Annotated in this window: 16 protein-coding genes and 2 rRNA genes; 2 read left to right on the top strand and 16 right to left on the bottom strand. The window is 43.8% G+C overall.

Annotation, left to right across the window (positions count from 1 at the left end; genetic code table 11):
• Nucleotides 1-134 precede the first annotated feature (134 nt).
• The 4 genes from A3762_RS03440 to A3762_RS03425 all read right to left on the bottom strand — a co-directional run bounded on the left by A3762_RS03440 (nt 135) and on the right by A3762_RS03425 (nt 4,226).
• A complete protein-coding gene (locus A3762_RS03440; protein ID WP_068754093.1) occupies nt 135-1,340 on the bottom strand; it encodes an alpha/beta hydrolase in 1,206 nt (401 codons plus the stop codon).
• Between the two features lie 4 nt (nt 1,341-1,344).
• Nucleotides 1,345-1,911 carry an NnrU family protein gene (locus A3762_RS03435; RefSeq protein WP_068754091.1) on the bottom strand — a complete coding sequence of 189 codons (567 nt, stop codon included), beginning with the start codon at nt 1,909-1,911 and terminating at the stop codon, nt 1,345-1,347.
• A 218-nt stretch (nt 1,912-2,129) separates the two neighbouring features.
• Complete coding sequence (locus A3762_RS03430; protein WP_068473492.1) at nt 2,130-2,762, bottom strand: FKBP-type peptidyl-prolyl cis-trans isomerase; 633 nt, start codon at nt 2,760-2,762, stop codon at nt 2,130-2,132.
• A 96-nt stretch (nt 2,763-2,858) separates the two neighbouring features.
• Nucleotides 2,859-4,226, bottom strand: a complete 1,368-nt coding sequence (locus A3762_RS03425) for a wax ester/triacylglycerol synthase family O-acyltransferase (protein WP_068754097.1) — start codon at nt 4,224-4,226, stop codon at nt 2,859-2,861.
• Between the two features lie 139 nt (nt 4,227-4,365).
• On the opposite strand from A3762_RS03425, the gene A3762_RS03420 reads away from it, so the two are divergent.
• Nucleotides 4,366-4,974, top strand: coding sequence for a YigZ family protein (locus A3762_RS03420; protein ID WP_068754088.1), 609 nt, complete (start codon nt 4,366-4,368; stop codon nt 4,972-4,974).
• Here the strand turns inward: A3762_RS03420 and A3762_RS03415 are convergent.
• Genes A3762_RS03415 through mrcB form a run of 4 tightly spaced genes read right to left on the bottom strand, consistent with a single transcriptional unit; the run spans nt 4,971 to nt 8,548 of the window.
• Entirely contained in the window at nt 4,971-5,285 is a 315-nt protein-coding gene (locus tag A3762_RS03415) for a DUF3301 domain-containing protein (protein WP_068754086.1), read from the bottom strand. The genes A3762_RS03420 and A3762_RS03415 overlap by 4 nt on opposite strands.
• Entirely contained in the window at nt 5,282-5,827 is a 546-nt protein-coding gene (locus tag A3762_RS03410; protein ID WP_068754084.1) for a YaeQ family protein, read from the bottom strand. Before A3762_RS03410 ends, A3762_RS03415 begins: the two co-directional genes overlap by 4 nt.
• Nucleotides 5,828-5,831: 4 nt before the next feature.
• Nucleotides 5,832-6,236: a tetratricopeptide repeat protein gene (locus tag A3762_RS03405; protein WP_068754082.1), complete on the bottom strand. Its 405-nt coding sequence runs from the start codon at nt 6,234-6,236 to the stop codon at nt 5,832-5,834.
• Nucleotides 6,224-8,548, bottom strand: a complete 2,325-nt coding sequence (gene mrcB / locus A3762_RS03400) for a penicillin-binding protein 1B (RefSeq protein ID WP_082868912.1) — start codon at nt 8,546-8,548, stop codon at nt 6,224-6,226. Before mrcB ends, A3762_RS03405 begins: the two co-directional genes overlap by 13 nt.
• 59 nt (nt 8,549-8,607) lie before the next feature.
• Here mrcB and A3762_RS03395 point away from each other — a divergent pair, with 59 nt between their 5' ends.
• The gene (locus A3762_RS03395) at nt 8,608-10,176 is read left to right on the top strand and encodes a bifunctional aminoglycoside phosphotransferase/ATP-binding protein (RefSeq protein ID WP_068482604.1); all 1,569 of its coding nucleotides are present in this window, start codon (nt 8,608-8,610) and stop codon (nt 10,174-10,176) included.
• 65 nt (nt 10,177-10,241) lie between these two features.
• Here the strand turns inward: A3762_RS03395 and A3762_RS03390 are convergent, their stop codons facing one another.
• The 8 genes from A3762_RS03390 to A3762_RS03355 all read right to left on the bottom strand — a co-directional run.
• Nucleotides 10,242-10,526 (bottom strand): hypothetical protein, encoded by a 285-nt coding sequence (locus tag A3762_RS03390; RefSeq protein WP_156493185.1) that lies wholly within the window; start codon nt 10,524-10,526, stop codon nt 10,242-10,244.
• Between the two features lie 118 nt (nt 10,527-10,644).
• Complete coding sequence (locus A3762_RS03385; RefSeq protein ID WP_068754078.1) at nt 10,645-13,704, bottom strand: efflux RND transporter permease subunit; 3,060 nt, start codon at nt 13,702-13,704, stop codon at nt 10,645-10,647.
• Between the two features lie 4 nt (nt 13,705-13,708).
• On the bottom strand, nt 13,709-14,761 hold the full coding sequence (locus A3762_RS03380; RefSeq protein WP_068754075.1) for an efflux RND transporter periplasmic adaptor subunit: 1,053 nt from the start codon (nt 14,759-14,761) through the stop codon (nt 13,709-13,711).
• A 39-nt stretch (nt 14,762-14,800) separates the two neighbouring features.
• Nucleotides 14,801-15,274 (bottom strand): DUF2489 domain-containing protein, encoded by a 474-nt coding sequence (locus A3762_RS03375; protein WP_068754074.1) that lies wholly within the window; start codon nt 15,272-15,274, stop codon nt 14,801-14,803.
• Nucleotides 15,271-16,941 (bottom strand): acyl-CoA dehydrogenase family protein, encoded by a 1,671-nt coding sequence (locus A3762_RS03370; RefSeq protein WP_068754072.1) that lies wholly within the window; start codon nt 16,939-16,941, stop codon nt 15,271-15,273. Before A3762_RS03370 ends, A3762_RS03375 begins: the two co-directional genes overlap by 4 nt.
• Nucleotides 16,942-16,968: 27 nt before the next feature.
• Nucleotides 16,969-17,541 carry a LysE family translocator gene (locus A3762_RS03365; protein WP_197468995.1) on the bottom strand — a complete coding sequence of 191 codons (573 nt, stop codon included), beginning with the start codon at nt 17,539-17,541 and terminating at the stop codon, nt 16,969-16,971.
• A 382-nt stretch (nt 17,542-17,923) separates the two neighbouring features.
• A 5S ribosomal RNA gene (gene rrf, locus A3762_RS03360) occupies nt 17,924-18,038 on the bottom strand.
• 171 nt (nt 18,039-18,209) lie between these two features.
• Nucleotides 18,210-18,296 (bottom strand): 23S ribosomal RNA (locus A3762_RS03355); the annotation flags it as partial.

The following is an 18,296-nucleotide window of genomic DNA, read 5'->3' as shown; positions in this document are numbered from 1 at the left end:
TATTAGTCATCACGCTAACCTTCGGAAGTCTGCCCGAGTGGAGTGGTTCAGATATTTTTATATTGAGTTACCGCTAGCTGATTATATTCTTGAGTTGAAAGATTTGTCCAACTCCGTCAGTTAAACCGCTATCGCTAAAGTGTTTTTTGGTAACTCTCGTGCCATTGCTTTAGTTCTGCCGATATCCCCGCAACGACAATATCGCAGCGCAAGGATGGAAAAATATCAAATGCATGTTGCGCGCCATCGATAGCGGCAAAGCTCACCTGCTGCCCAGACACACTTCTTAGCTTGTTTGAAAAGTAGCGCGCTTCATCAAACGAAGTGAGCGTGTCTTTATTTCCATGGATGATCAAAAAAGGCGGCGCATGTTTTGAAATATGATTGATAGGAGACATAATCCGATAAAGGTCAGGCGCCTCTTCCTTACGCTGCTTTACGATGCTTTTGCGCATCACAATTTCTAAACCAACGCTTTTCTGAAGCTTCTTTTCATCTAGCAAATCATAGATGCCGTAAAACGGCACACAGCCTTGAACGCGTAAATCTTTGTCCTTCAAGCTTTCATCAAAACGATGATCAATCGTCGAAAGGCTTAACAAGCTACTCAAATGTCCACCAGCAGATCCGCCAGTCACTATAATAAAATCAGGATCGCCGCCGTAATCAGCAATATTATCTTTAACCCAAGCTAAAGCATGTTCACAGTCAATAATGTGATCAGGAAACGTCGCTTTAGGGCTCAAACGATAATTGATTGCTACGCATACCCATCCCTGCTGTGCAAGGTTTTGCATTAAAGGTAAAGCTTGTTCGTTCTTGGACCCATACCCTCGCGTCCAACCGCCACCATGAATTTGTAACAGTACTGGCGCACCTTTGAGTTCTTTATTTTTTCTGCGGATGTCTAGTTTTAAACGCATGCCATCAACTTCGCGATACAAGATATTCTTATCGACGACGATACCTTTGTCTTTGATCGAATTGAAAGGTCTAATCAAGCGCTTTATATCTAATAACAAAAACGATTCATTCAGCGCAAAACTTTGAAATTGGGTGAGTGATTTAAAGCCTGAGAAATAGTGATACGCCAACATACCCCACGACAAGAACAGTAGCACTGCACTCCACATATCTAGCGTTCCAGAGAGCTCACCAAAGTACACAACCGAACCCAATATAGCAGCCTGGACAGCGATAACATGTAGCGCCAACTCTCCAACAGGCCATCCTGCAAGAAAGCTAAACACCATAAGTTTAGGGTGATGATAAATTGGTCGAAGCACATTAAGCGCTAAGATGAAGCTCAGTAAAGCAAAGAGAAAAAGAATAACGCCCAAAACATTACCCTCCTACTTGAATGACCGGCACACCAAACAAGCTTGCATGGTTCATCACCACTAACATATATGCAGCCAAACCAATCACAACGACAAGCGCATCCTTCCATATAGGTTGGGGATCATTGGCCATCGTTTGACCTCGTTTTTTCACACTAATCATGTCGATGACGGCGTATGCGAGGAACGATCCAAACAAAATTAACGAAGCAACATCACCGTTAGCTAGCAAGTGCCCTAAGGCCCACAACTTCACCGCGATCAACATTGGATTTTTCAATTTGCGCTTAATATTTGAAGAGATATACGCTGCAGGCAGAATCACAAACGCTAGCAAAACCAGAAGCATTGTAATGTGCTTAAAAAAACTAGGAGGCACCCAGACTGAAATAAATGGTGCTTGCGCCTTACCAACGACGATCAAATAGAACCCTGCAATTGATCCCACACTGAAGAGCGCTTTGTATGGCAGCTCGCCAAATCTAGAAACCAAATTACCACGAATGGTTTGCTGTACTGGTAATAAATGAAAACCAAGAAAAATGGTTAAACCAAGAACAAGAATTGCCATGACATCCCTCCTTTTTTATTTTCCATTAGCATACGCATTCGGCATGCTTATGTCAGTGACAGAGCAGATAGGTTTTTTAGTTTTCTCTCACTAATTCGTTAAGTAGAGGCAGATGGTTCAATTGTTAGATCAGCAATTTAAACCTTTGACATGAAAAGTTTCGGGCCCAATTTAGGGCCCGAAGAAAGAGAGTTGAAAGCTAGTTATTAGCGTAGTGATCAACCAAGAATATCAATCACATGAAGATCAAACACTAACGATGAGTTAGCAGGAATCGCTGGCGGCATACCTGCTTCTCCGTAGGCTAGATCTGCTGGCAGAACGATACGCCACTTCGACCCTTTTGGCATGAGCATAAGAGCTTCAGTCCATCCAGAGATAACGTCTTTCAAACCAAACTCCGCCGGTTCATTACGCGTAACCGAGCTATCAAATACCTGCCCATCGATGAATGAGCCGTGATAATGCACTCGCACCGTCTGATCAAGCTTGGCAATAGGGCCATCAGCCTGCTCTAGAATTTCATACTGAAGACCAGATTCGGTCACGGTCACACCGTCACGCTTCGCATTCTCAGCCAAGAATTTTTCGCATAATTCTTTATAGCCTTGAGTTCGCGCCGCTTCGACTTCTTTGCGTTTTTCTTTTACCGCATCGTATGCTTCGTTTAACTCCGCATCATCTAGCAAAGACTGCTCACCAGCAAAACACTGACGCAAGGCTAGTACGCACGCCTCAATATCCATGCCTTCAAACTTGTTCTTGTGGAGCTGGCGACCAAACTGCCAGCCAAAACCATAACTTACTTTTTGCTCAAATGTTTCTGGCTTCTTGTTGGAATCATTACTCATTTTCAGACCTTAAAATTCAAGTATTCTGATATTACTCGGAAGCACGAGTTATCGCGCTCCAACCATTTATTAAATTTTACCGACTACAGCCTTAATTTATCGGCCCGCAACCGTTTCTAACTCTGTAATCCCTTGTTCAACATAATCGAGTAAGCGCTGCATAGACGGCAATGTTCGACGGCACGCCGTAAATCCAAACTCCAAGCTATCGACATAACTAACCAAGGTAATATTCAGTGCAATTCGATCAAGCGGAATCGACACTGGGTACATCCCTTCTACACGGGCACCATTCCAATACAAATGCTTTTTAGGGCCAGGTACATTCGAGATCACAACATTAAACGCCTGCAAACGACTCGATAAGCCTGTGACCATATTTAACCCAGCAGGTGCTAGGGTCAACGCGGTGTAATTGATCGCTTCTTCAAGCGTCATGCTTGCGTAGCGGTCTTTTGACTCTTTAACTGCGCGACGAATACTTTCAAGTCGTTCCGTCGGGTCCGCCAAATGTGTACCGAGTGTCGCCAAAATCATAGCAATTTGATTGCCTGAATCACTATCGTCTCGACGCATTGACATAGGCACCATCGCAACCAGAGGTTTATCAGGCAAAACATTCAAACTGATTAAGTAATTACGCAATGCACTACCACACACAGCCATCACCACATCATTTAGAGTACAGCCCGTTTTTTTCGCGATATTCTTGAAGCGCTCTAAGGGGTACGATTGCGCCGCAAATCGACGAGAGCCTGTAATACACTGATTCAATATGCTCGGAGGGGCCTGAAACGCAGATGTATAATCAGGATTCGTACTGGCTTGTTTTACGGCATGCGTAACTTCTTTAACGAGAGTTGGAATCGTTGAAATCTGCTTGCCAGCTTCGCCCACTAGATCCGTCAAACTCTGAATGACATCTGAGCCTTCTACCTGAGCATGCGAACGCTGCTTTCGCGGCATCGCCCAGAGTGGCGGCTGATCACGCACGCTTGGATCTTCAGACATCAAACGCATGCCCATGCGCATTGCCGCAACACCATCGAGCATGCAGTGATGGGCTTTGTAATACAGAGCAAATCGTTTACCGCGTAAGCCTTCAATCAAATGAACTTCCCACATAGGGCGTTCACGATCCATTAGGGCACTATGTTTCACTGATACTAGGGACAGAAGTTCACGAATACGACCAGGCTTTGGCAAAGCGCTATGACGAAAGTGATGTTCGATATCAAACTGTTTATCTTCATTCCAATAATAGCGACCAAATCGTTTTACTAAACGTTGATTAAATGGCGCAATCGGCTTTTGAAATGAGTTCATGTACTCTGCAATTTCAGAGACATATTTCGGACCTGCATCCTCGGGAAAGCTTAGTAAATGTAGCCCTCCGACGTGCATCGGTTGTTGACGTTTCTCCATCCATAAGAAAAGTTGGTCAGCAAGACTTAGAGGTTTCATGTGTACATCCTTCATGAGTATTTTTATATAACGGATTTTCTGCCCCGCACCAATGAGTGCGACCATTATTATGCGACAAAGCGCTGACGTTTTATACTTTATGGGATGAATGCTAACAATAACCAAGCCGAGAAGTTTTATGTCGGGCTATAAAAAGCCAAAATCTCCATGTAGTAACGAATTAATCGTTAAGAAGAGCCGATTTATTGCTTATGCCTATGAGTCAAGCTCTCGCGAAGCAGCCATGGAAAAGCTCGAGCAGATAAAGCTCAAATATCCAGATGCTCGGCACCACTGCTGGGCCTATTTATTAGGCTCTGCTGAGCAACCCAAGTCTGTTGCCATGTCTGACGACGGCGAGCCAAGCGGCACAGCCGGAAAATCCATTTTAAATGTTCTACAACACAAAGACGTCGGCGATATTATTGTGATCGTTGTTCGTTACTTCGGCGGAATAAAACTAGGAGCGGGAGGATTAGTACGCGCGTATTCGAGCGCAGCGCAAAGCATCTACGATTTGATTGAAACAGAAGAAATGATTAAACTTGAAAGCCTCACACTACAATGTGGATTTGATGAGGAACAAAAAATACGACATATCCTGTCGCGTTATGAGGGCTCTATCGAATCTAGCGAATACGGGCAATCGGTCGAACTGACCATCGCAATCCCTGCAGAAAACAAACAAACCTTCGTGATGGAGCTTGGCAACCTTAAATCAACACATTTGCTGCAAGAGAGCCGCTAATGAATTCTGTGCGGAGCAAACTTCACTTCTTCAACTAATGAACCAAGAAAGATAATCTCACCTTCATAGCGGTCTTCCCCAGTCGAGCTAAAATCAAAGCCATAAACGCGACGCAGACTCATAGCGCCGCGATGATTTCGTGCAAGCCTGACACTTTTCAACGCGACAGTTTGGTCGAGCAGCTGCAAATCCAGACGTTTGCATTCGCGAGCAACCCGACGATATGCAAACTCTTTTAGATCGCGACTTTTAATCCAATACCAGACCCCAAACCCAATCAAGGCAGTAAGAAATACCGAACTTAAACTCATAAATGGCCCATCAATGTTTCGAGCTTAAATTCAATCATATTCCCATCAAATGACACATGGATTAAATCATCCTGAATCATGATACCTAACTCCATAGTGCGCTCAACTAGACTAGCGAATTGTTCAACGGGTTCTTTATCAAATCGGAATGCAGAAATTTTTTGATTCACAGATGCATCCTTCATAATGGATTCGATCCATTGTTCAACATCTTGGCCACCATAGCTAAACACAGAGACCTTTTTACTTCGACCCAATGCCTTCTTTAGTCGCTTAGCATCGGGCTTGCCAATTTCTATCCAGTGTTCAATTTCACTGCTGTAATTGACCTTCCAGATATCAGGTTCGTCATCTGTACTCAGGCCTTTTGTGAATTCCAAATGCTCTTCATAACTCAGCGCAAAAGCCACTAATCGTGCGCACATTCTTTCGATCGTTTCAGAAGGATGCAATGCAACATGCAAAGAAACACGCTCATAGATATGTCGGTTCATATCACTTAAATCAATTCCGAAACGATAAATCGTGGCACTTAATGCCATAGTACTACTGCTCCTGTAATGCCAGTTGTGCATTGCGCCGCTCAGAACTATTAGCGGCTAAAGATAATGCACGTAAATACATATGTTTTGCGCGTTGATGATTGTTCAACGCGAGGTAGGTATGTCCTAACTCTAAATAAACCACACTAAAATTTGGCGCTAAGCGTTGTGCTCGTTCTAACAGCGACAACGCCCCGCCCATCTGATCTTGCTCACGCGCTTGTTGCGCTTGATCAATCAATGGATAAACGGCACTAGGTATGTTGGGTTGCTTAGTCGTGTAACGCTGATCTTTTGCTGGAGAATGGGCAGACTCTTGCTTCGCAACGAGTGTGTGCGTTGGTGCAGAAGAACACGCCCAAATAAACAAACAAGCAAGAAAGACGAATGCTGCTTTTACTGTAGCCATGATCTTAACCAAGATTTTATTCCCCCCGTTCGCTTCTGACATGCTTGCCACTCAAATTTTTGCGCATCTCCCCAGATGGGAAGAGGTTGCGCATTATCACATTCAGCATGCGTTTGGTTCCAACTATCTTGATCAAACCACAGCACATCAATATCCGAAGGTTTAGGAGTTGCCAAAGGATATTGTGGAACCGATGACATAAAGCGTGTCCATAATCGCAAAGCTCCCGAACTTCCGGTTAAACCGATCGATTCATTTTGATCATTGCCAAGCCAAAACACGCCTAAGTAATCCCCTGAAAAACCGGCAAACCAGCTATCTCGAAAATCATTTGTTGTTCCAGTTTTTCCAGCTGTCAGCAATTGTGTGGGCAAAGTTCGATAAGCTGATCGTCCAGTGCCAGCACGCATGACCTCTTGCATGCCACTCTGCAACAGATAACTCGCTTCAGGCGAAATCACTTGCTCAACATTAAAGTGATATCGCGACAACAAATTACCTTGGTGATCTGTCACCTCACGAATTGCTCGCAAGGGCATATTAAAACCATTACTCGCGATCGTCTGATAAAACTTTGCGACATCGAAAGGCGTCATCGCTTGAGCACCCAGCAGCAATGACGGGTAAGGGTTAAGCGCCTCGTTCACGCCTAGTCGCCTCAAACTTTCTCGCACCCTATCCATACCAAGCTGCAAGCCAAGTCTGGCCGCCGCTAAGTTGTAAGAATTTGCCAATGCCTCAACCAGCGCGACCTCACCATGCGTCTCAGAATTAAAATTGCTTGGCGTCCACGTATCACCGTTCTCAAACTCAAGAACGAATGGTTCATCGGTAATCTTAGTCGCTAATTGAAACTGTTCTGGCTGTTCAAGTGCCGCCAAATAGATCGCTGGTTTAATCAATGAGCCGACGGCTCTATCTGCATCTAAAGCACGATTAAACCCTTGGTATCGAGGATCTCTTCCACCCATAATTGCTAGCACTTCACCCGTACCAACAGCAGTTATCACGGCTCCCGTTTCGAGTTTTCCCGTGCCTCGCTTTCGCTTATCGAGTGTTTTAATTTCTCTTGCGATCGCACTTTCTAAATTTTGTTGTAGCTGAGGATCTAAGGTCGTATAAATCCGCAAGCCGTCACTGCTCAGATCTTCTGTATCATAATCTTCTCGCAACTGACGCTTTACCAAATCGATAAACGCAGGATAACGATTACTCTTGAAGCTCGGCTTTTTGGTCACACCGAGTTCCTTTGATTGAGCCTTCAGCATCGCGTCTCTAGAAATCCAGTTTTGTTCGTGCATCAAACTCAACACTAGATTTCGACGCTTCGTTGCGCGCTTAGGATGGCGTCGAGGATCATAGAATGATGGCCCCTTCAGTAAGCCGACTAACAAAGCATGCTGTTCTAATTCAAGGTTCTCAAGATTGCGAGCGAAGTAAAATCGGCTTGCCATCGCAAAACCATGCACAGCCGTATTGCCCGACTGACCCAAGTAAATATCGTTGACGTATGTCTCTAAGATATCCTCTTTGCTGTAATGCCACTCCAACATCAATGCCATAAAGGCTTCATTGATTTTGCGGACAATACTTCGCTCACGAGTGAGGTAAAAATTCTTCACTAGTTGTTGCGTGAGGGTGCTACCGCCCTGCACAACTCGACCAGCCATCACATTTGAGTACATCGCTCGGGCTATCGCCAAAGGCGCTATACCAAAATGCGTAAAGAAGTCTCTGTCTTCCGTCGACAACAAGGCAGACACAAGCCCTGGCGGGATGTTTTCGTAGGCAATAAGCTCTCTTTCTTCACGCGTTTTTGGATAAATACCCCCGATCTTATAGGGCTCAATGGTATAAATACCTTGGCCTTTTGCATCATCAGTTGAAAGACTAGTGATGACATCACCCTCTATTCGTAATGACAAACGCAAGGCTTGTTGAGAACCGTCTATCGTCCGATGAGCGCGACGAAAAATCTGCACTTGATTGGCCGAGCGTTTATAAGTACCAGGGGCAGAGAGTTGAGCTTTTTTAGCGTAATTGAGTAAGGCTAACTCTTGCTCAAGATTGTCAATATTTAGCACTTGCCCCTCAAACAACTCTAACGGACGTGCTAATACTTGCGCGGGTAAAGCCCAACGCTTGCCCTCAAATTTATAACGCACTTGTGCATCAAGATAGATAAGCCAAGCAAATACAAACACGAATAACACCGCGAGAACTTTCCACAACCACGAGCGAGACTTTGTCGCTTGCGATTTAGATTTTGACGGTTCAGCTTTTGCTTTTTTAGTTTGCTTGGATTTAGCCATGATTTACTTTGCAGGAATTTGCTCTGCTGTTATTGTGCCTGCCAAACTGCGGAGGAAACATGAATTCAGCGCTGATTCAGTCATTATTAGAAGCAAAGCCGTACCCACACGCGTGCAGTCAATTTGAGCTTATCGAAACACATATTTCGTGGATTATTCTTACCGGCGATTATGCCTACAAGATTAAAAAGCCCGTAAATTTTGGGTTCCTAGATTTTACGGCATTAAAAGCACGTAAACAGTATTGTGAAGCAGAATTAAAATTAAACTCACGTTCCGCTCCAGAATTGTATGTTGAGGTACTCGCAATTGGAGGGAGCTCAGTCAACCCTCTTCTCGGCGTTGAAGATGAAGACGCCATTGAATACTGCATCAAGATGCATCAGTTCAAAACAGAAGAACTCTTTAATGAGTTGGATGAAACTAATCGTTTAACGTTTACACATATTGATGAGCTAGCAGATAGAGTTGCGGAATTTCATCGTGAAGCATTATCAGCGCCCGCTAACACGCCTTATGGATTACCAGAGCATTTGATTCTGCCAGCAGAACAAAACTTTGAACAAATACGAGAGCGCCTGTCAGAGACAGAGCATTTAGAACAGCTCGCACACCTCGAAAAATGGACGATGAGTGCATTTGCAATCCACTCAGATATCATGCAACAACGCAAAGAACAGGGTTTTGTAAGAGAATGCCATGGTGATCTTCACCTCAAGAACATCACGCTATTTCACGACAAGGTCACCCTCTTTGACTGTATCGAATTTAATGACAGCTTTCGTTGGGTCGACGTTATGAGCGATACTGCCTTCCTTGTCATGGACCTAGAGGAGCGGGGCCTACACCACTATGCCAATCGTTTTTTAAATCATTATTTAGAAGAAACTGGAGACTACGCAGGCCTAAAACTCTTACCATTTTATAAAGCCTATCGCGCGATAGTCCGTGCGAAGATTTCTTTATTTGAGATGGAAGACTTTAAAAACAATCCGCAAAAACTAGACGAACTATGGCGTAAATATCAGTCATATATCGACTTAGCCGAAAGCTGCTCGGCACTTCCAAATCGTTTTATATTGACCATGCATGGTGTATCAGGAACGGGAAAAAGCACCGTTGCGCTGCGTCTTGTAGATAAGTTAGGCGCTATTCGCATCCGCTCCGATGTAGAACGAAAGCGACTATTTAAATTTGATCCTCATAAGCATCCTGACACTGACAAAGCAAAAGAACTGTATAGCAAAGCGGCCACAGATCTTACCTATGAGAAACTCGCTTCTCTATCGCGGCATATCTTAAATGCAGGCTTGAGCGTCATCGTTGATGCAACAAACCTACAACTGTGGCAACGCAATTTTATTCAAGACGTCGCCGATGAAAACGGCGTGCCGATGGTCATTGCTGACTGCCAAGCCAGTATGAGCTTAATAGAGAGTTGGATTCATCAACGTGAAGATGAGGATCATGACGCGTCTGATGCAAGCTTTGAGATCGTTGACGCTCAGATACATAGCCAAGATACTTTAACTGAAGAGGAACAGAAAAAGACCTTCGTTGTGCATAGTGAAATATTAGAAGAGACCAATGAACTGGTGAGTGAGATTCGTAAGAACTTACTTAATTAGTCTAGGCATAAAACAAAAAAAGCGGCCTTATGAGCCGCTTTCTTGTGGAACTTAGCTTGTATTCGCTAGTTTATAGTCTCCAAGGATGTTTGATCTAGCTGATGCATATCCGGCAGAGCTTCATTGAGCTCAGTAATCGGATTAAAACGCACAGTGCCTTGATATACAGCGCGGCACTCTCCTGGAGCAGTACCTTGGCAGTGTCCTAATGCCGCTTCTTTCGCCTTTGTGGGGCTACTAAAAGGTCCAATAAACTGCCTATTTTCTAAGTAAAAATAACCACTTTGCTCTAACTCTAGCGTCTCTTCCACCGTAATGATGTCATCGCGCGTGTCGTTGGCAGGTATCATAAGCACCTCCATTTGAATGTGTGATTATAGTTTTTTCAGCCATCTAAATCCGTGGTTTTAAAATAACTGAAAGAGAGACGTTATCACGCAACTTCACAAATTGCGAATTTATCCCCCGCTAACTTGATTTAACTCTATACAAGGTTTCGTATAACACTGGAACTAAAATCAGGGTCAGGATAGTAGAAAATAGCAGTCCTGCAATAATTGCAACGGCCATCGGCTCCCACATCAATCCACCACCAAAATATAAAGGCAACATGCCTAACACTGTGGTTGCGGTTGTTAAAAGAATAGGCCGCAAGCGTCGTTTTCCTGCCATAACAATCGCGTCATAAGGCGCTAAGCCGTTGTCATTGATCTCTAATTCAATACGTTCGAGTAATACAATCGCATTATTTATAACGATACCAGCCAGTGAAATCACACCAAGTAGCGTCATGAACCCAAAGAATGAATGAGCGACAACGAGACCAATCGCGACACCAATAAACCCTAGAGGTATCGTCATTAAAACAATCGCAGGCTTGCGAAGAGAATTAAATTGCGCGACCAACAAAATCAGAATTAAAAAGCCAGCTATCGGTAGCTTTGCAGCAATAGACTCATTTGCCTTATCCGAGCTCTCAAACTCGCCACCAAGCTCATAACTCGCACTTAATTCCCAATTCTGTGATTGCTCTTCAAGCCATGGAGTCAATTTCTCAAATGCTTCAGTAGCTGTGACACCATCAATGAGTTGCGCTCCGACAGTGACCGTTTTGATTCGATCTCGACGCAAAATTTTAGCGGGCTCCCATATTAGCTTCAGATCGGCGACTTGCTTCAGAGGCAAGGAATCACCTGTAGACTGCACATACACAGAGATCCCCTCTAACTTCGAAATATCATCTTGTTCTGACTCTTTGGTTCGAAGTAATACGGGAATAATATCTTCGCCACGTCGATACTCTGTCAGCTCTAAGCCGCTCAAACCCGTCTGCAATGAAACCGCGATATCTTCGTTGGTTATACCTGCGCGACGCGCTTTAGTCTGATCAATAATCACTTCAAACTTCTTCGTCTGAATACCCCAATCATCATTAATATTTGTAAGTTCAGACAGCTCAGACATCTTGGCTTTCAGGGCATCGACTCGTTCAAATAAAGTCTCGATATCTTTTGCGTATAGGCGATATTCAACGGGATTTTTCACCGGTGTACCGTTTTCAATTCGCTTTAAGGTTGCTTGCACATCTGGGAAATTTTCAAATAAATACGCATTTAAGCCCTTAATACTTTGATCGACAGCCGCCAAAGTATTTACATTCACGACAAACAATGTGTAGTTGGGGCTAGCAGGCTCTGGCGTATGAGGCAGAACAAAACGCGGCCCGCCAGCCCCAATGTATGAAATCCAAGAGGTGATCCCTTCAGGACGATCTTCATTCACTTGGAAGTTTTCTTTGATCGCTTCACTAATCTCGCTAGACAACTTTTCAGTCACACTGATATCGGTACCAAGTGGATACTCGAGCTCCATTTTGAAATATAAGCGGTCTGATGGCGGGAAGAAAATTTTTGGTACGTACTTCATCATATAGCCTGCTGCAAATAAGGCGACAACTACAGAGATGATAACGAGGAAACGATTTTTCAAACTGAAGCTCAACACTTTGACATAGATCGTTTGTACCAAGGAGTCTTTCTCAACCGTTTTTCCACTAGGCTTGAGGAAATATACGCACAGCATAGGAATCACAGTCATTGAAATCACCCAAGAGCAAAGCAAGGTAATCGTAACAACTTTGAACAATGAGGAGGTAAATTCGCCGACAGCTGATTCAGCCAAATAGATGGGTAAAAAGGCCGCGCCGGTAGTTAAAGAAGACGTTAAGAGCGATAAACGAAGCTCCGCCGCCGAATCGATCGCAGCTTCAATAGCTTTTTTCCCTTCCTTCATTTGAACCAAAATACTCTCTGACATCACAATGCCATTATCAACCAGCATACCAAGCGCGATAATCAATGCAGCGAGTGAAATCTGATCCAAACCAATATCTATGTTATACATCACTAACAATGCTGCTAGCATACTGGAAGGAATAAGCAGAGAAACGATCAAACCTGTTCTCATCCCGAGCGTAACAAGCATTACTCCTGCTACCACGGCAATGGCCTGCAGTAAGTTAACGACAAAGCCTTTTACCTTTTCATCTACCTCATGTGGAGAGAAATTGACCTCGTTAAAATCCACCCCTATCGGATAGATTGATTGTAGCTGAGCAATATGCTCTCGCACCTGTTTACCTAACTCGATATTATTACCACCCTCTCTCATAGAGATAGCGATACCAATTGCTGGCTCTCCGTTATAACTCACAATAGAAGATCTAGGATCAACGTATCCTGATCTTACCGACGCGATATCCCTTAAATACACAACACTTTTACTACCCGGTATAGGAAGTATTGTGTTTGCAATGTCTTCAACGGATTCAAAATTACCGGATGGTTCTAATTCAATGCGCTCTTCACCCACAGTGATAGACCCGCCAGGAATGATAATATTGCGGCTTTTAATCATTGCGCTAAGTTGGCTAGGAGAAATACTTAACTCACTCAACTTTGAATTATCATATTCGACGTATATCTGTTCTTCTTGCACGCCGTACAGATCAATCTTGGCTGCGTCAGGGAGACTCAACAAATCGTCACGTACATCATCAGCAACGTCCTTCATTTCTCTGTAGGTATATCCCTCGGCAGTCAACGCTAAAACGATTCCGTATACATCACCGAATTCATCATTAACTATTGGACCGATAATTCCACTCGGTAAATCTGGTGCTACGCTATCAATTTTACGACGCAGGTCATCCCATATTGGCCGCATATCGGTATAGCTCTCTTTGATATTAGCGACAACAATAGAAACGCCGGTTTTAGAAGTGCTCGTAACGAAATCGAGTTCTGGAATTTCCTGGATAACTTGTTCAATCTGATTACTTACAAGATCTTCCATTCGATCGGGGCTAGCACCTGGAAGATACGTAATCACTTGAGCAGCCCGAATAACAAAGCCAGGGTCATACGCACGTGGGAGATTATTGAACGCTTGGAGACCCGCCAGTAAAACAATGATAAATAAAACCAAGGTAGTACGATTATTCGCAATGGCAGCTGCAGTAATGTTCATTTATTTAATCCTTTTTTAAACGAACGGACATTCCATCAGTTACCTTGCTGACACCGGCAGCCACGATAGCTTGACCCTCATTCAGACCATTTAAGACCTCAAAGCCATTTTCACCTAGGTCTCCGAGACTGACATTTTGTTTCTTAATTATTCCAGTTCCGTCTGCTTGCTCATCTATCAGCCAAACATATGCTTGCTCATCTGACCCTGAGATTGTACTACTAGGAATAAAAATTGTTTGGCCTGTCGCAACAGGATTACTCGCCTTAACTGTCGTAGTCATTCCAGGTAGGATGTTGTAACCCGGTACATTTTCCATTCTTAGTTTCACTGAATATGTCTGTGTCACCTCGTCAGGAACAGTCGAAACTTCTTTAACCTTTAGGGGGAATTTTCTATCTGGGATAGCATCAAATTGGGCGTTGATGGCTATTGTCGAGATATCGCGCTTTGCATTGACCATAACCGATGCAGGAATATCAACACTCACCTCTAAACTGCTAAGATCTTGCAGTAGAAAGATAGTTTGCGATGCGCCGACTTCTTGGAAGTTTTCAATGTAACGCTTTGCCACTTGACCTGTAAAAGGGGCTTTTAACTGTGAATAAATGAGCTTCTGTTTTATAGAATCTAAATGAGCTTTAGCTCCCACTTCAGCAGATGTTAACTTATCGAAATCGGCTTTGGATATATGCCCTTTTTGAATTAATAATTTCGCTCTATCGAGATCAGCTTTAGCCTTTGAATAACTAGCCTGAGCTTCTTGAAGCTCTATATTAAAGTCCGAGTCATCCAAGTTAGCAAGTAACTGGCCCTCCGTAACTAGATCGCCTTCTTTTACGTTTAAGCTGGTTAATTTTCCGCTGACTCTAAAACTCAGCTCGGCTTTTTGGTTTGCATCAACAACACCTGGAAAGCTTCGCATCGCGCCCTCGTCAGAACCTCCCACAATAAACGTTTTTACGGGACGCAACTGAGGTTCAGTGACGGTCGCTTCTTCTGATGAGCATGCCGTAAACCAGATCACCAATGAAATGATTAAAATGCGCTTTAACATATAATTTCCTTACTAGTTGCATTCCTAATAACATGCCGTTTAGTGTAAAGAAGACAAATGGGCTAGCAAAGCGACACACGCTTTTTTAACTTCGTCCTCATATTCGGCTTCGACTTCATAACGCTCTTGATCTAGGGCGTTCATTTCACGCCTAGATAAACGCTTCCTCGCTTCAAATCTCGGCATATGCTCTAAGCGATCGTATACATCGTTAAATACTTTAAAGTCATGACGCTCATGCAGTGTTGAATCAAAATGATCTATTAAGAGCTTAACCCGCATACAGGCCTCAGAGATTTCTACTTGCTTATCAAGTACCGATTTACAAAGCACATAAACGCTGTCTAACAAAAATTTACGTCGTTCAGCTTCTTTTAGTCTTAACTCTCGTCTAGCGTTATTTTCTTGCTTCAATGCTCGAAGCTGTTTTGTAATCGCCCAGCTCAATAAGACAATACAAACTAAGCCTACAACACTATAGGTCCAAAGTTCATACTCAGAAACGTTGCTCATATCGCCGCTCTATCAATAATGTAGTCGCAATCGACCATAGTTGGGAGGGTACCAAATAGGTAGGCGCTTGGTGCATTTTGAAGACGAGACATACAGAATGCTTCTGCTACGACTTCATTCCCGTAAAGTAGTAAACACGCACCCTGTAATGCTAACGCTAGCTGCTCAACGATCGTCCGAGAACGAAACTCAATATGCTCTTTGTCCTCTAGTTGTAATTTCAAATGCCTTAGGTGATCGTCAAAATATATACTTTTACCAGTTGCTTTATCGAGTTCTTCGAAGATTGCATCCAGGGTTTCCGGTGAACGCGAGATAGCTCGTAACATGTCTAAGCATTGTACGTTCCCACTTCCCTCCCAGATGGCATTAATCGGTGATTCACGAAATAAACGCGGCATTATCGTGTCTTCCATAACACCCATACCACCGATACATTCCATTGCTTCATACGCATGCGCTGGCGTACGTTTACATATCCAATATTTTCCTACCGCCGTTCCGAGACGTGCCAACATCGACTCTTTTTCATTGTCATCTGAATTCTCGAGTGCCTTCGCCATTCTCATTGTCATTAACATAGCGGCCTCACTCTCGATTGCGAGATCAGCCAATACATTCTTCATCAAGGGCTGGTCTCGTAAGTTATTTCCAAACGCTTCCCTTTCTTTACAATGCGAAATAGCTTGCACGACGGCTTGGCGCATCCCCGCGCTTGATCCGATCATGCAGTCAAATCGTGTCATCGCGACCATTTCTATTATGGTTGCCACACCCTTTCCTTCCTTGCCGATCAACCATCCTTGCGCGCCACGTAGCTCTGTCTCACTCGATGCATTCGAAACGTTTCCCATCTTGTTCTTTAACTTTTGGATCTGAATCGGATTCTTCGTACCATCCTCTCTCCATCGCGGCACCAGGAAACACGACACGCCTTGGTCGGTTTGAGCCAGCACTAAGAAAGCATCACACATTGGCGCGGACACGAAATACTTATGACCAACAAGCTCATACAACGCTCCTCCTCCAGACTTAGAAACGGGGTATGCGCGTGTCGTATTTTTCCGAACATCAGACCCTCCTTGCTTTTCGGTCATCGCCATTCCAATCGTAACGCTATCTTTTTGAGAATGGGGGATATTTCTTGGGTCATAACTTCGACTTAGAATTTTAGGGGCCCACTTTTCGTAAAGATCTGGTTGGCGGCGTAAAGAAGGAATTGATGCAGAAGTCATCGTAATAGGACACCCATGCCCTGCCTCGACCTGTGTCATCATATAGCTCATTGCAGCGCGTTCGATGTGATGCCCACTATTCGAACCCTCCCAGTGACTCGAATGAATACCGTGAGCTAAAGATATGTTCATTAACTCATGATAAGCAGCGTGGTACTTAATTTCGTCGACCCGCTCACCACGTCGGTTATGGGTATGTAATTCCGGCTTGTAGTGGTTAGCATCAAAACCAAGATCTATAAGCCTTTCACTACCAGTTAGCAAACCAAACTCTGTAAGAGCTTTGGCATCGATACCCGGGCCAAAAACCTTAATGGCCTCTAAAAGCGCCTTGTCAGAGCAAAACGAATTATAGTCTACGAGCTTTTTTGGGACATTTTCGACACGATGTGTTTCGGCCCAATAGTTAGTTTTAGATTCATAATTCGACATACTTTCAACCTTATCGTAATACTTGATTCACTTAATCCAACTTACTGCCACACTAACCCCAACGAAAATAAAAACGATTCCGCCAAAGCAATCTATATAGCGGATTCGTCTCAATAAGCGATTTCTGAAGTTACTTAATGATGCTATAAAAGTTACTAAGATATACCATAGAGCATCTACAAACGCGGCAGTGGAAACCATGACAAGCGAATCAATCGGACTGTTATTTGCGTCAACGAATTGAGAGAACAAGGCGACAAAAAACACTGCTAGTTTTGGATTTAAAAATGCAATGAAAAAACCGTCTCGAACTGCTTGTCTGCCTTTCGGGCTTTCTACACCATTAATACTTAACTCGACCCCACTTAGCCCAGAAGCGAAACTACGTAACCCCATATAGATTAGATACAACGCCCCCAACAGTATCAGTGTATTGTGCAGAAAAGGGAACGTTTTGCTGATGCTCGCAATTCCCAAAATTGTTGCACACGCCCAAAGAGCAACCCCGCTAGCATGGGCTACCGAAACTTTAACACCTAAACAAAATCCGCCAGCTATCGCGTTTTGAAGGACACAAATTAAAGAAGGGCCTGGCGACATGGCTCCGAGAGCACAGGTTGCCAATAGTAAAAGCCATTGTTCAAAGGGCATTAGTTCTAACCGTGTGAAAGGACTTCAAGGGCACTGTTGACCAAAATATACAAGTATATTCATAACGACTGCTAAGCTAAAGTGGTGACTTTGCCATTAACACGATGTGCGATTGTCTCTTTGGTATTGTTACTAGGGGAAGGATATTCAGATATACCTTACGTTTGTTGAGAGACGCTCGACTTCAGGTTAGCTTTTAATAGATATACGGTAAACAAACCTAATTGCATGAGTATTTGACGATGTGATCCGACGCACTTTTACTCGAGGAACAAACCCCCACGCAATAAAAAACCCCAGCAGTATGTACTGCTGGGGTTTCATATTAGAAGCCTGACGATGACCTACTCTCACATGGGACCTCCCACACTACCATCGGCGATGAACCGTTTCACTTCTGAGTTCGGGATGGGATCAGGTGGTTCCAGTTCTCTATGGTCGTCAGGCAAAACTCTGGTTGAAGTAACTTACTGACGTTACACCAACACTTAATTCTGCTGTTGTCTTTAACATTGGAAGCGATAGTAGTCGCTTATGATTCATATCTTCATTATTCGTCGATTGTTCGATTGGTTGCCTATACACCCAGCCTTCTTTCGAAGACGCTTTGGCGTTATATAGTCAAGCCTCACGGGCAATTAGTACAGGTTAGCTCAACGCCTCACAACGCTTACACACCCTGCCTATCAACCTCATAGTCTTTA

Source organism: Oleiphilus sp. HI0125 (assembly GCF_001635355.1).
Note: the sequence above shows the minus strand (reverse complement) of the source record. Positions and strands in the feature narration are given on the sequence as shown.

Bases quoted from the DNA above. Each gene is read 5' to 3' on its own strand.
- A3762_RS03410 (WP_068754084.1), bottom strand. From the start codon at position 5,827: ATGGCATTAAGTGCCACGATTTATCGTTTCGGAATTGATTTAAGTGAT.
- A3762_RS03390 (WP_156493185.1), bottom strand. From the start codon at position 10,526: ATGATACCTGCCAACGACACGCGCGATGACATCATTACGGTGGAAGAG.
- mrcB (WP_082868912.1), bottom strand. From the start codon at position 8,548: ATGGCTAAATCCAAGCAAACTAAAAAAGCAAAAGCTGAACCGTCAAAA.
- A3762_RS03435 (WP_068754091.1), bottom strand. From the start codon at position 1,911: ATGGCAATTCTTGTTCTTGGTTTAACCATTTTTCTTGGTTTTCATTTA.
- A3762_RS03370 (WP_068754072.1), bottom strand. From the start codon at position 16,941: ATGTCGAATTATGAATCTAAAACTAACTATTGGGCCGAAACACATCGT.
- A3762_RS03395 (WP_068482604.1), top strand. From the start codon at position 8,608: ATGAATTCAGCGCTGATTCAGTCATTATTAGAAGCAAAGCCGTACCCA.
- A3762_RS03425 (WP_068754097.1), bottom strand. From the start codon at position 4,226: ATGAAACCTCTAAGTCTTGCTGACCAACTTTTCTTATGGATGGAGAAA.
- A3762_RS03420 (WP_068754088.1), top strand. From the start codon at position 4,366: ATGTCGGGCTATAAAAAGCCAAAATCTCCATGTAGTAACGAATTAATC.
- A3762_RS03375 (WP_068754074.1), bottom strand. From the start codon at position 15,274: ATGAGCAACGTTTCTGAGTATGAACTTTGGACCTATAGTGTTGTAGGC.
- A3762_RS03405 (WP_068754082.1), bottom strand. From the start codon at position 6,236: ATGGCTACAGTAAAAGCAGCATTCGTCTTTCTTGCTTGTTTGTTTATT.
- A3762_RS03385 (WP_068754078.1), bottom strand. From the start codon at position 13,704: ATGAACATTACTGCAGCTGCCATTGCGAATAATCGTACTACCTTGGTT.
- A3762_RS03380 (WP_068754075.1), bottom strand. From the start codon at position 14,761: ATGTTAAAGCGCATTTTAATCATTTCATTGGTGATCTGGTTTACGGCA.
- A3762_RS03415 (WP_068754086.1), bottom strand. From the start codon at position 5,285: ATGAGTTTAAGTTCGGTATTTCTTACTGCCTTGATTGGGTTTGGGGTC.
- A3762_RS03430 (WP_068473492.1), bottom strand. From the start codon at position 2,762: ATGAGTAATGATTCCAACAAGAAGCCAGAAACATTTGAGCAAAAAGTA.
- A3762_RS03365 (WP_197468995.1), bottom strand. From the start codon at position 17,541: ATGTCGCCAGGCCCTTCTTTAATTTGTGTCCTTCAAAACGCGATAGCT.